9 protein-coding genes are annotated in these 13,091 nt (G+C 71.7%); 5 read left to right on the plus strand and 4 right to left on the minus strand.

All coding sequences use genetic code 11. From position 1 onward, the window contains the following. Positions 1-266: 266 nt before the first annotated feature. Positions 267-1,229, plus strand: a complete 963-nt coding sequence (locus tag ACFWBN_RS38700) for a hypothetical protein (protein ID WP_385186233.1) — start codon at positions 267-269, stop codon at positions 1,227-1,229. Here the strand turns inward: ACFWBN_RS38700 and ACFWBN_RS38705 are convergent. Both ACFWBN_RS38705 and ACFWBN_RS38710 read right to left on the minus strand, forming a co-directional pair. Beyond that, positions 1,205-2,113 (minus strand): pyridoxamine 5'-phosphate oxidase family protein, encoded by a 909-nt coding sequence (locus ACFWBN_RS38705; RefSeq protein ID WP_385186236.1) that lies wholly within the window; start codon positions 2,111-2,113, stop codon positions 1,205-1,207. The genes ACFWBN_RS38700 and ACFWBN_RS38705 overlap by 25 nt on opposite strands. Further along, positions 2,113-2,571: a VOC family protein gene (locus tag ACFWBN_RS38710; protein ID WP_385186239.1), complete on the minus strand. Its 459-nt coding sequence runs from the start codon at positions 2,569-2,571 to the stop codon at positions 2,113-2,115. Before ACFWBN_RS38710 ends, ACFWBN_RS38705 begins: the two co-directional genes overlap by 1 nt. Before the next feature lie 119 nt (positions 2,572-2,690). On the opposite strand from ACFWBN_RS38710, the gene ACFWBN_RS38715 reads away from it, so the two are divergent. Both ACFWBN_RS38715 and ACFWBN_RS38720 read left to right on the plus strand, forming a co-directional pair. Beyond that, complete coding sequence (locus ACFWBN_RS38715) at positions 2,691-3,251, plus strand: CGNR zinc finger domain-containing protein (protein ID WP_385186242.1); 561 nt, start codon at positions 2,691-2,693, stop codon at positions 3,249-3,251. Positions 3,252-3,513: 262 nt separating this feature from the next. Further along, a complete protein-coding gene (locus ACFWBN_RS38720; RefSeq protein ID WP_385186245.1) occupies positions 3,514-6,831 on the plus strand; it encodes a S8 family serine peptidase in 3,318 nt (1,105 codons plus the stop codon). A gap of 87 nt (positions 6,832-6,918) precedes the next feature. Here ACFWBN_RS38720 and ACFWBN_RS38725 read toward each other — a convergent pair whose 3' ends face one another. After that, on the minus strand, positions 6,919-8,400 hold the full coding sequence (locus ACFWBN_RS38725; RefSeq protein ID WP_385186247.1) for a M28 family metallopeptidase: 1,482 nt from the start codon (positions 8,398-8,400) through the stop codon (positions 6,919-6,921). A 261-nt stretch (positions 8,401-8,661) separates the two neighbouring features. On the opposite strand from ACFWBN_RS38725, the gene ACFWBN_RS38730 reads away from it, so the two are divergent. Further along, the gene (locus ACFWBN_RS38730) at positions 8,662-9,690 is read left to right on the plus strand and encodes an aspartate-semialdehyde dehydrogenase (RefSeq protein WP_385186250.1); all 1,029 of its coding nucleotides are present in this window, start codon (positions 8,662-8,664) and stop codon (positions 9,688-9,690) included. Positions 9,691-9,755: 65 nt separating this feature from the next. On the opposite strand, the gene ACFWBN_RS38735 is transcribed toward ACFWBN_RS38730, so the two are convergent. Continuing rightward, on the minus strand, positions 9,756-10,256 hold the full coding sequence (locus tag ACFWBN_RS38735; protein ID WP_385186253.1) for a DUF1203 domain-containing protein: 501 nt from the start codon (positions 10,254-10,256) through the stop codon (positions 9,756-9,758). Positions 10,257-10,394: 138 nt separating this feature from the next. Here ACFWBN_RS38735 and pepN point away from each other — a divergent pair, with 138 nt between their 5' ends. Next, the gene (gene pepN, locus ACFWBN_RS38740; protein WP_385186256.1) at positions 10,395-12,971 is read left to right on the plus strand and encodes an aminopeptidase N; all 2,577 of its coding nucleotides are present in this window, start codon (positions 10,395-10,397) and stop codon (positions 12,969-12,971) included. Positions 12,972-13,091 lie beyond the last annotated feature (120 nt).

The following is a 13,091-nucleotide window of genomic DNA, read 5'->3' on the forward strand; positions in this document are numbered from 1 at the left end:
TTGCCTGCGGGGCGGTTGTGGGGGGCTCTTCCCCCGAACCCTCCCCCTTATTTCGTCGGGGGGGACCCCCAGCGCCTAATACGCCGGCGGGGCTGTAGATAGCCCCGCCGGCGTTTGAGGCGCGGGGTTCGGGGCGGAGCCCCAGGAAGCGGACGGGCGGCCTATCGGCCGTCGAACGCCCGTACTTTAGCCCCGGCTTGTCCGGATTTGCCGACGAGCGTGTAACAGGGGTTAGCAAGGCCATGGCCTGAGGGAATCACCGCGTCATGAACCAGAACGCACCCCTCCCCCTCGCCCACCTCACCGGCAGCCGCCCCCGCGTGCTGACCCTCGCCCAGCTGCGCGAGCACGGCGTCACCGCGTCCGACGCCGCCGAGCGGCCCTGGCAGCAGATCCTGCCCGGGGTGTTCCTGCTCCACTCCGGGCCCGCGACCAGTGAGGAGCGCCTGCACGCCGCCCTGCTCTACGCGGGCCGCCGCGGCGGAGGCGAGGCCATGATCACCGGGCTGGCGGCGCTCGCGCTGTACCGGTTCACCTCCGCGCCCGCGCTGCTCGCGCTCTCGCACATCGACGTCCTCGTCCCCGGCACCCGGCGGCTGCGGTCCACCGGGGACGTGCGGATCGTGCGCTCGCACACCCCGCCCCGGTCCCAGGAGGTGACCGGGCTGCCCGTCGCCCCCGTCGCGCGGGCCGTCGCAGACGCCGTCGCCCAGCTCGACGACGCCGGCACCGTACGCCGCCTGCTCAGCGAGGCCGTCCGCGCCGGCCACTGCGAACCGGCCGCCGTCGTACGGGAGCTGACGGTGGCCCGGCTGCTGAACCGGCCGCACGTGGTCGACGCCGTCGAGTCCCTCCTGGCGGAGGGCCGGGCCATCGCCGAGGACCGGCTGTACCACCTCGTACGGGGCTACGAGCTCCCCGAGCCGGTCTGGAACGTGGACCTGCGGCTGCCCGGCGGCCCCCACCTCGGCGGCGTCGACGCCTACTGGCCCGAGCACTCCGTGGCCGTGGAGATCGACACCCGCGCCCCGCGCCAGGGCGAGGACGAGCAGTGGTCCGAGTCCGTGCGCAAGCGCGAGACCCTGGAGCGGCTCGGCGTGACGGTCATCCACATCACCCCGCGCAAGCTCCGCGACTGGCCCGAGCAGCAGGCCGCGGTCATCCGGACCGCCCTGACGGCGTCCGGCGACCGCGAGCCCGCCGCCTACCTGGTGGTCCTGCCCGGGTGACCGCCGAGCGCCGGATTGGCCGGCGAGTACTCCGGGGTGCTCCAGCGCAGCCGCCCCGGATGCAGGCTCTCCACCACCGACTCCACCCGGAAGCGGATCCGCCGCTCCCCGTCCGCCCCGAACTCGGTCTCCGCCCGGCCGCTGAGCTGGAGCACCGCCCCGCTCTCCCAGTCCGGGAAGAGCAGCCCGGCCCGCGGATCGGCCGCCAGGTTCCCCAGGGTGAGGAACATGGAGTTGCCCGGGTAGTCCGGCCAGGCCAGCTCCGCCGGCGAGAGCACCTCCACGAAGCCCGGGAACCCGCCCCGGTGGCTGGCGTCGACCCCTTCCGCGTCCGCCGTGGTCGCGACGAAGAAGGTGTCGGCGGTGCGGACGGCCCGTTCCTGGCCGGGGGTGAGCGCGTCCCCCCGCCGCACGACACCGGCCCCTTCGGCGGCGAGGTCCACCGGCTGCCGCTGCTGCAGGTACTTCGGGCAGTTGGCGAACACCCGCTCGGCCTCGACGGCGAAGCCCCCCGGCGTCACCGCGAGGGTCCCGTTCAGCCGCATCCGGCGCCGGGTGCGCGGGTCGAGCGCGATGGTGCCGACCCGGGTGCCGGCCGTGGCCAGCGCCTCCGCGAGCGGGTCGCCGTCCGGGAGCCCGCCCGCGACCGCGATCCGGTCCGGCCCGGTGGCCCGTACGAAACCGGGCGCGCCGGTGAGCATGGAGGCCCACATCCGGCCCGCGCCGTCGGCCGCGCCGACGACGAGGTGGGGCTGGAGTCCCAGGAAGGCCGCGGCGACGTCCCGGATGCCGGTGCCGATCGAGCGGCCGACGTGCTCGGCGAGCTCCCGTACGCCCACCCGTTCCTGTACGGCCAGCGAGCCCGCGTGGTACGGCCCGGTCATTAGAAGAACCCGCAGGTCGGCGCCCCGGTGACGGGGGCGGGCGCACCCTCGGCGCCGGTCGGCACGGAGATCTCCAGCCGGATGCCGTCGGGGTCGTGGAAGAAGATGCCGCCGGAGGCCGCGCCCTCGCCGTGGGGGACGACCCCGTCGTACGCGAACTGCACGCCGAGCCCGCGCAGCCGTGCCTCGTACTCCCGTACCTCCTCGATCGCCCCGGCGGAGAACGCCAGGTGGTGCAGTCCGGCCGCGGCCGGGGCGAAGGCTCCTTCGGCCTGCTGCCAGAGGGTGAGCGCGAGCTCGCCGTCCTGGCCGAGGAAGGCGAAGCGGCGCCCCTCCTCCTTGCCCTCGCCGAGCACCTGGAAGCCGAGGGCGTCCCGGTAGAAGGCGAGCGAACGGTCCAAATCGGTGACGCTCAGGCCCACGTGGCCCGTGCGGAGCGTGCTGATGGCGGTCGTCATGGAGGTCCCTTCCCCGGAGGATGTCTCTTTCTAACCTTCTAATGTGAGATTAGAGGTTAGGGATGAGGTCGTCAACCATTCACGTACTCTTGAGGGGTTAGCGGCACCAGGAGGCGGACATGACGACGGCGGACCCACGACCCCTGACCGGGGAGCCCGTCGCCCTCGACCTGCTGAACACCCGCTGGATGCAGGAGGGCGAGCTCGCCGACCTCTTCGCCGGGGCCTTCGGGCTGACCCGGATCGAGGGGCTCGCGATCTGGCTGCACAGCGTCGGCCTGGCCGACCGCTTCCGCGCCGACGCCGCGACCCTCGTCCACCTGCTGACCGCCCGCGAGGCGCTGGCCCGCGCGGTCGCGGACCCGGCCGACGAGAGCGCCCGCGCGCTCGTCGACGCGGTGCTGGAGCACGGCCGCATCCGCGCCACCCTGACCGCCGAAGGCCCGGGCGAGCGCGCCGAGTTCGCCGACCCCACCTGGGGTCCGGCCTGGACGGCGGCGCGCGACTACCTCGATCTGCTCGGCACCGCACCCGACCGGATCCGCAAGTGCGCCTGCGAGACCTGCGTGCTGCACTTCCACGACGTCTCGCGCAACGGAACCCGGCGCTGGTGCTCGATGGCCGCCTGCGGAAACCGGGCGAAGGCCTCGCGCCACTACGCGCGCACGCGCGAGCGCTGAGCGCCCCGAATTTGTCACACCCGATCTGAGACCGTTCCTCACGGCAAGGCGGGTAAGTCTACAAATCCACTCTTCAGCACCCTCGGTTCGCACCGGTCTGCCCCGGTACGGGCGCGCTGGCGCATACCCCGCGCTGGCGAGTGTCCGCCATGACAGGTCTCGGTCAATGACAACACTCCCCAAAGAGTGGCCGCTTGCGCAAAGCTGACCGGTCATCCGGCACCGAAATCCGGACCGTTTCTTTCACTTACCAGGGATGCTGATGACCCTCGAATCCCCCAGCTCCATATCCGGGGCAAGACGCGTCGCGCGCGTCGCGGCCGCGGCCGGACTGGTCGCCGCCCTCGCGGCCACCGGCTCCGGGACCGTCTTCGCGGCGACCGGCGCCGACAACCCGGGCACCACCCCGGCCGTGAAGTCCGCCGACCAGAAGCTCGGTTCGGCCGACGCCGAGCTGCTGCAGGAGGCCAAGGCCAAGGGTGACGCGACCGTCACCGTCATGGTCGCCACCGCCCCCGGGCAGACCAAGCAGGTGGCCGACCAGCTCGACGCCGTCCAGGGCGCCTCGGTGGGCCAGACGTACGACAAGCTCGGCTACGTCCGCGCCACCCTGCCCACCGGCCAGGCGGAAGCCGCGCTGAAGGCGGCCGCCAAGCTGTCCTCCGTGCACGGCATCGACCTGCGGCACGAGATCCAGCTTCCGGACCCGCGCCCCGACGGCGGCAAGGACTCGGGCGCCAAGCCCCAGCCCGGCTCGTTCCCGGCGCCGGACAAGAACACCCCGGCGAAGAACCCGTACAACCCGTCCTTCGAGACCGGTGCGGTCGACTTCGTCAAGAAGAACCCGCAGGCCGACGGCCGCGGCGTGACCATCGGCGTCCTGGACTCGGGCGTCGACCTCGGCCACCCGGCCCTCCAGAAGACCACCACCGGCGAGCGCAAGATCGTCGACTGGGTCACCGCGACCGACCCGATCGCCGACGGCGACGCCACCTGGCGCGCCCAGATCACCCCGGTCACCTCCGCGGGCGGCACCTTCGCCGCGGGCGGCCAGAGCTGGAAGGCGCCCGAGGGCAGCTTCCAGTGGAGCCGCTTCACCGAGTCGATCACCGCCAACGGCGACATGAAGGGCGACGTCAACCGGGACGGGGACACCACCGACCGGTTCGGCCTGCTCTACGACGCCGCCGCCGGCACCGTCCGCGTCGACACCGACCAGGACGGCGACTTCACGAACAACGAGCCGATGAAGCCGTACAAGGACGGCTACCAGATCGGCTACTTCGGCACGGACAACCCGGCGACCGACGTCGCCGAGCGCATCCCGTTCGTGATCGAGATCCGCAAGGACGTCCCGATGGACCCGCTGGGCGGTGACTGGGTCGGCAAGAAGGCCGACTTCGTCAACGTCGGCATCATCGAGTCCGAGCACGGCACGCACGTCGCGGGCATCACCGCCGCCAACGGCCTCTTCGGCGGGGCGATGAACGGCGAGGCGCCCGGCGCGAAGGTCGTCTCCTCGCGCGCCTGCACCTGGTCCGGCGGCTGCACCAACATCGCGCTGACCGAGGGCATGATCGACCTCGTCGTCAACCGCGGCGTGGACATCGTCAACATGTCCATCGGCGGCCTGCCGGCGCTGAACGACGGCAACAACGCCCGTTCCGAGCTCTACAAGAACCTCATCGACACCTACGGTGTCCAGCTCGTCATCTCGGCGGGCAACGAGGGCCCCGGTGTCAACACCATCGGCGACCCCGGTCTCGCGGACAAGGTCATCTCCGTGGGCGCCGCGGTCTCCAAGGAGACCTGGGCCGCCAACTACGGCTCCGCCGTGGCGAAGAAGTACAACATGTTCCCCTTCTCCTCGCGCGGTCCGCGTGAGGACGGCGGGTTCACGCCGACCATCACCGCCCCCGGCGCGGCCATCAACACCATCCAGACCTGGCTGCCCGGCGCCCCGGTGAAGGAGGCCGGCTACACCCTGCCGGCCGGTTACGGCATGCTCCAGGGCACCTCGATGTCCTCGCCGCAGGCGGCGGGCGCCAGTGCCCTGCTGATCTCGGCCGCCAAGCAGAGCGGCATCAAGCTGGACCCGGCCTCCCTGCGGGTGGCGCTGACCAGCACCGCGAAGAAGATCGACGATGTCCCGGCCCACGCACAGGGTGCCGGTCTCATCAACGTGAACGGCGCGTGGGAGTCCATCCAGCGCGGCGCGAAGGCCAACGAGTTCACCGTCAAGGCGCCGGTCGACACCGCGATCGACCAGTTCCTGAAGACCCCGGGCTTCGGCACCGGCGTCTACGACCGCGAGGGCGGCCTCAAGGTCGGCCAGAAGAAGGTCTACGACGTCGTCGTCACCCGCACCACGGGCGTCAAGTACGGCACCCGGCACAACCTGAGCTGGCGCAACAACGACGGCACCTTCAAGGTCATCGGCGGCTACGACTACGTCACGCTGCCGCTGAACAAGCCCGTCACCATCAAGGTCGAGGCCAAGGCCACCTCGGGCGGCGTCCACAGCGGCATCCTGCAGCTGGACGACGAGACCACCGAGGGCATCGACAAGCAGATCCTGACCACGGTCGTCGCCGCCTCCCCGCTGGCGAAGCCGTCGTTCACGCTGTCGGACACCTCCTCCGTGCAGCGCAACAGCCACAAGTCGTACTTCGTCACCGTGCCGCAGGGCGCGAAGACGCTCGAGGTCGCCCTCGGCGGTCTCCAGCCGGGCAGCCAGACGCGCTTCATCTCGATCCACCCGTACGGTGTGGGCGTCGAGGACAGCGCGACGACCCAGTGCTACCCGAACTACGACAACCCGGCGAACACCTGCCGCCCCGACCTGCGCTCGTACGCCGACCCGCAGCCGGGCGTCTGGGAGATCGAGGTCGAGTCGCGCCGTACGTCGCCGCTCCTCGACAACCCCTTCAAGCTGGACGTCTCCGTGCTCGGCGCGGCCTTCGACCCCGCGGTCAAGGTCCTGCCCGAGGTGAAGCAGGGCACCCCGGCGCCGGTCCAGTGGACCGTCAAGAACGACGCCGCGGCCATCTCCGGCGGCAAGCTCAAGGGCGGCCCGCTCGGCTCCGCGAAGGTCGCCAAGCCGACCATCGCGAACGGTGAGACCCAGACCTCCGAGGTCACGATCGGCGAGGGCGTCTCCCGCCTCGACATCGCCATCGGCAAGGTCTCCGACACCGGTGCGGACCTCGACCTCGAGGTCTACAAGGACGGCGTCAAGGTCGGCTCCGCCGCCGACGGCGACTCCGAGGAGGCCGTGAGCCTGGTCAACCCGGCCGCGGGCACCTACACCGTCAAGGTCATCGGCTACGCGGTCCCGGCCGGCACCACCACGTACGACTACCGCGACGTGTACTTCTCGGCCGCCCTGGGCTCCGTCCAGGTCGACGAGGCCGCCGCGGTGAACCTCGCCAACGGCGCCTCGGCGTCCGTCTCGGCGAACGTCCTGGTCAACAGCGCGGCCCCCGAGGGCCGTCAGTTCTTCGGCCAGGTCCAGCTGCTCAACGCCCGCGGCACCGCCGCCGGCACCGGCAGCGTGCAGATCGAGAAGGTCCTCCCGTAACCCGGTAGGAACGGAACACCGGAGGGGCAGCGCTCGTGGTGACGAGCACTGCCCCTCCGGGCTTTTCCCCCGTGTCCCCGCAGGCGGTCAGCCCTTCAGGGAGCTCAGGTCCTGGGCGTAGGTGCCCACCGCGTGGGCGATGACGTCCAGGTTGGTGTCGAAGACCTTGAGGTCCAGGTTCTTCAGGGTGTCGCCCGCCCCGTGGTAGTTCGGGTCGTACGGGGCCCCCGCGGTGCCGCCGTAGCGCTTGGCCTGCTCGGCGGTCTTGACGCCCTCGGCGCCGGTGAAGGTGCCGCCGGCCGGGATGCCGTTCGCGATGAACGGGCCGTAGTCGGAGCGGCCGTCGAAGTCACTGCCCTCGTGCGGCTTGTGCTTCCGGTCGAGGAAGCCGTTGATCAGCGCCTCGATCTGCGCCGAGCCGGCCGGGCCCGCGCCCGCGCCGGTCTTGTCGGAGTCGTCGCCGTCGTAGACGAACTGCGCCGGGTTCGGCGAGGCGATCATGTCGAAGTTGAGGTAGAGCGCGATGTCCTTCTTCTGCTTCTCGGACAGCTGCGCCACGTAGTGCTCGGAGCCCAGCAGGCCCAGCTCCTCCGCCGACCACCAGGCGAAGCGGACCTTGTTGGCGGGCCCCTTGCCCTTCTTGTTCGCGCCCTCCTCGGCGAGCTTCAACGCCACCTCCAGCAGACCGGCCGAGCCCGAGCCGTTGTCGTTGATGCCGGGGCCGTCCGGGACCGAGTCCAGGTGGGAGCCGACGGCCACCACGCGGTCGGAGCGCCCGCCCCGGGTCTCGGCGATCACGTTGCGGGTGGTCTTCTTCACGTGCTCCTGGTCCAGGTCCAGGCGTACGGTCACCTCGCCCCCGGCGGCGGCCGCGGTCAGCGCCTCCCCGTCGGCCAGGGTGATGCCGGCGCTCGGGATGATCCCCTCGGCGGGCGAGGAGAAGCCGCCGCGCACCGGGGTGGTGCCGCTGTGGTTGTAGACGATGACGCCGAGGGCGCCGGCCGCGGCGGCCGCCTTCTGCTTCTCGACGAAGGTGCAGGACCCGCGCTTGACCAGGGCGATCTTCCCGGTGAAGGCGCCCGCCGGGTAGTCGTCGGCCGTGCAGCCCGGGGTCTCGTCGACCCGCGCCAGGGCGAGCGGGGCGGTCAGCCCGCCCGCCGGGGTGGACCGGGTGAAGGTGAAGGCGGCGGTGGCCAGCTCGCGGCCCTGCGCGCCCAGGACGGTGGTCTTCTCCGTCTTCGTGTGCGCCTCGTAGATGTCGAAGTCCTGGTACGAGACGTCGTACCCGGCCTTCTTCAGCGTGTCGTGGACGTAGGCGGCGGAGGCCGCGTGGCCGGGCGTGCCGGCGGCGCGGTTGCCGCCGTTGGCGTCGGCGATCTGCTGGAACTTCGCCAGGTGGCGGTAGGCCCCGCGGGCGGTGACCTCCTCCACGAGCTCCTTGGCGAGGCGGCCCTCGCGCGGGTGGGCGGCGGCCGGAGTGGCGGTGAGCAGGACGGGTGCGGCGACGGCGGCGGCCGCGAGGGCGGCGAGCGCCGGTATGGACCGGCGGCGGTGGCGGATGGCGCGCACGGTGGATCTCCCCGAGTCGGATGTGTCGGAATGCGGTCGACCCTGTCCGTATAACGGACCTGGCAGATCGGACGCTAACCAGCTCCGACCAGGCAAAACGGGCGTTCCGGGGCCTTGCAACACGCCTGCCACGGACTCGTCACACAGGTTCACACTCCGGACACCGTCCGCTCCTCGGACAATGGATTGGACAAGGCTCGTGGGGTCGAACGCATGATGGCTTCACGCGCGCCCGCGTCGTACGTAGCAAAAGGAGTCACCGTGAGGGTCGGAATCGTCGGAGCCACCGGACAGGTCGGCGGAGTCATGCGCGGCATCCTCGCCGAGCGGAAGTTCCCGGTGGACGAGCTGCGGCTGTTCGCCTCGGCCCGTTCCGCGGGCTCCACCCTCGAGTGGGAGGGCCAGGAGATCACCATCGAGGACGCCTCCGCGGCCGACTACTCCGGGCTGGACATCGTGCTCTTCTCCGCGGGCGGCGCCACCTCCCGCGCCCTGGCCGAGAAGGTCGCCTCCCAGGGCGCCGTGGTGATCGACAACTCCTCCGCCTGGCGCGGCGACCCGGAGGTCCCCCTCGTCGTCTCCGAGGTGAACCCGCACGCGATCAAGAACCGCCCCAAGGGCATCATCGCGAACCCGAACTGCACCACCATGGCCGCGATGCCGGTGCTGCGCCCGCTGCACGAAGAGGCCGGCCTGACCGCGATGGTCGCCACCACCTACCAGGCCGTGTCCGGCTCGGGCCTGGCCGGTGTGGCCGAGCTCAAGGGCCAGGCCTGTGCGGTCGCCGAGGCGGCCGACCAGCTGACCTTCGACGGCGGCGCCGTGGACTTCCCGGAACCGGCCGTCTACAAGCGCCCGATCGCCTACAACGTGGTCCCGCTCGCGGGCAACCTGGTCGACGACGGCTCCTTCGAGACCGACGAGGAGCAGAAGCTCCGCAACGAGTCCCGCAAGATCCTGGAGATCCCGGAGCTCAAGGTCTCGGGCACCTGCGTGCGCGTGCCGGTCTTCTCCGGCCACTCCCTCCAGGTCAACGCCCGCTTCGACCGCCCGATCAGCGTCGAGCGCGCGTACGAGCTGCTGAAGGACGCCCCGGGCGTCGAGCTGTCGGAGATCCCGACCCCCCTGCAGGCGGCCGGCAAGGACGCCTCGTACGTGGGCCGCATCCGCGCCGACGAGACCGCGGAGAACGGCCTCGCGCTGTTCCTCTCGAACGACAACCTGCGCAAGGGCGCGGCCCTGAACGCGGTCCAGATCGCGGAGCTGGTCGCCGAGGAGCTGCGCGGCTGATCCGCTCGCACGACCGAGGGGGGCGGCACCGTGACGGTGCCGCCCCCCTTTCGCGTCTTCGCGGGTCAGGGCCTGCGCACCTCGTAGAGGAAGCAGCCGAACTCCGCCGCGCGCAGGTGGACGAGGGCGACCTCGGGGTCGGCGAAGGCCTCGTCCAGCGCCTGCCCGATCACCGCGTCGGGATCCTCGCCGAGCGCGAGCACCCGCCCGCCGAGGATGTGCCCGCGGGCGCTGTACCGGCGGGCGATGCGCTGCAGGCCCGCCGGGGCGAAGGGGTACCCCGGGCCGTCCGCCGCCCCGCCGCAGTCCTCGGCGTGGATGAAGACCGGCCCCTGCTCGTCGTACGCCCCCGGCTCGGCGCCGGTCGCCGCCGCCCAGCGCCGTAGCGGTGCGTACGAGACGAGCGCGATCCGCTCGGCGACGGCGCTCGGCCGCAGGCAGCACCTCAGCGGCGCGCCGCCCTCGTCATCGGTGTACGGGGCGGGCTCCCGCCCGGCGTCGTCGCGCGTGCGGAGCTCCTTGAGCGCCGCCTCCCCGATGGGCATCGCCCGGTGTGTGATGGTCATGCCCTCCAGCCTCGCGCCGCCGGCCGCCGCTGTCCGGCAGGTTTCCGACCTCGCGTTCGCCCGTGGATTACTCCGACGCGGTGCCCCGGCCCCCATGGAAAGATGGCCGGGAACGTAACCATCGAAGGAGATGACCGCGTGCCAGGCACGAATCTCACCCGTGAAGAGGCTCAGCAGCGCGCAAAGCTGCTCACCGTCGACTCCTACGAGATCGAACTCGATCTCAGCGGCGCACAGGAGGGCGGCACCTACCCCTCCGTGACCACCGTGCGCTTCCAGTCGGCCGAGGCCGGGGCCGAGACCTTCATCGATCTGGTCGCACCGGCCGTGCACGAGGTCGTCCTCAACGGCAAGGCGCTGGACGTCGCCGCCGTCTTCCGGGACTCGCGCATCGCCCTGCAGCACCTGGCGGCCGGGGCGAACGAGCTCCGCGTCGTCGCGGACTGCGCCTACACCAACACCGGCGAGGGCCTGCACCGCTTCGTCGACCCGGTGGACCAGCAGGCCTACCTGTACACCCAGTTCGAGGTGCCGGACGCGCGCCGCGTGTTCGCCAGCTTCGAGCAGCCCGACCTGAAGGCGACCTTCCGGTTCACCGTGACGGCCCCCGAGGGCTGGACGGTCATCTCGAACTCCCCGACGCCCGAGCCCAAGGACCGGGTGTGGGCCTTCGAGCCGACCCCGCGCATCTCCTCGTACATCACGGCCCTGATCGTCGGCCCGTACCACGCGGTGCACAGCTCCTACGAGGGCCCGGACGGGCAGTCCGTGCCGCTCGGCATCTACTGCCGTCCCTCGCTCGCCGAGTTCCTCGACTCGGACGCGATCTTCGACGTGACGCGGCAGGGCTTCGACTGGTTCCAGGAGAAGTTCGCGTACGACTACCCGTTCGCCAAGTACGACCAGCTCTTCGTGCCGGAGTTCAACGCGGGCGCGATGGAGAACGCGGGCGCGGTCACCATCCGCGACCAGTACGTCTTCCGCTCGAAGGTGACGGACGCGGCCTACGAGGTGCGCGCCGAGACCATCCTGCACGAGCTCGCCCACATGTGGTTCGGCGACCTCGTCACCATGGAGTGGTGGAACGACCTGTGGCTGAACGAGTCCTTCGCCACCTACACCTCCATCGCCTGCCAGGCCTACGCGGAGGGCTCGAAGTGGCCGCACGCGTGGACCACCTTCGCCAACTCCATGAAGACCTGGGCGTACCGGCAGGACCAGCTGCCGTCCACGCACCCGATCATGGCGGACATCCGTGACCTGGACGACGTCCTGGTCAACTTCGACGGCATCACGTACGCCAAGGGCGCCTCGGTCCTCAAGCAGCTCGTCGCCTACGTCGGCATGGACGCCTTCTTCAAGGGCGTGCAGGCGTACTTCAAGGCGCACGCGTTCGGCAACACGCGCCTGTCCGACCTGCTGGGCGCCCTGGAGGAGACCTCTGGCCGCGACCTGACCGCCTGGTCGAAGGCGTGGCTGGAGACGGCCGGCATCAACATCCTGCGCCCGGAGATCGAGACCGACGAGAACGGCTCCATCACCTCCTTCGCGATCCGCCAGGAGGCCCCGGCCCTGCCGGCGGGCGCCAAGGGCGAGCCGGTGCTGCGCCCGCACCGCATCGCGGTCGGCCTGTACGAGCTCCAGGACGGCAAGCTGGTCCGCACGGACCGCATCGAGCTGGACATCGACGGCGATCTGACGGCGGTGCCGGAGCTGGCCGGCCGCACCCGCCCGACGGTCGTGCTGCTGAACGACGACGACCTGTCGTACGCGAAGGTCCGCCTGGACGAGGTCTCCCTCGCCAACGTGACCGCGCACCTGGGCGACTTCACCGAGTCCCTGCCGCGCGCGCTGTGCTGGGCCTCGGCCTGGGACATGACCCGCGACGGCGAGCTGGCCACCCGCGACTACCTCGCCCTCGTCCTGTCGGGCATCGGCAAGGAGTCCGACATCGGTGTGGTCCAGTCGCTGCACCGCCAGGTGAAGCTGGCCGTCGACCTGTACGCCGACCCGGCGTGGCGCGAGGAGGGCCTGACGGCCTGGACCGAGGCCACGCTGGAGCACCTGCGTGCGGCGGCGCCGGGCAGCGACCACCAGCTGGCGTGGGCCCGTGCCTTCGCGGCCACGGCCCGTACCGAGGGGCAGCTGACCTACCTGTCGGCGCTGCTGGACGGCTCGGCCGTGGTCGAGGGCCTGGCCGTCGACACCGAGCTGCGGTGGACGTTCCTGGAGCGGCTCGCCGCGACGGGTGTCGCCGACGAGCCGGCCATCGCGGCCGAGCTGGAGCGGGACGCCACGGCGGCGGGCGAGCGCCACGCGGCGACCGCGCGGGCCGCGCGCCCGACGGCGGAGGCCAAGGCCGAGGCGTGGGCGTCGGTGGTGGAGTCCGCGGACCTCCCCAACGCGGTGCAGGAGGCGGTGATCGGCGGCTTCGTCCAGACCGACCAGCGCGAGCTGCTGGCCCCGTACACCGCGAAGTACTTCGCGGCGGTCAAGGAGGTCTGGGACACCCGCAGCCACGAGATCGCCCAGCAGATCGCGGTGGGGCTGTACCCGTCCCTCCAGGTCTCGGAGGAGACCCTGGCCGCGACGGACGCGTGGCTGTCCTCCGCCGAGCCGAACGCTGCGCTGCGCCGGCTGGTGTCGGAATCCCGCGCGGGCGTGGAGCGTGCGCTGAAGGCCCAGGCGGCCGACGCCGCTGCCGCTCGCGCCTGACGGGCTCCCGGGCTCTGCCCGCACCCGCGGGAGCGAGGTCGTCCCGCGGGTGCGGCGCCACTGGCGGGGGCTCTGCCCCCGCACCCCCGCGCCTCAAACGCCGGCGGGGCTATAGATAGC

This window comes from Streptomyces sp. NPDC059989 (assembly GCF_042736975.1).
Classification (GTDB): domain Bacteria; phylum Actinomycetota; class Actinomycetes; order Streptomycetales; family Streptomycetaceae; genus Streptomyces.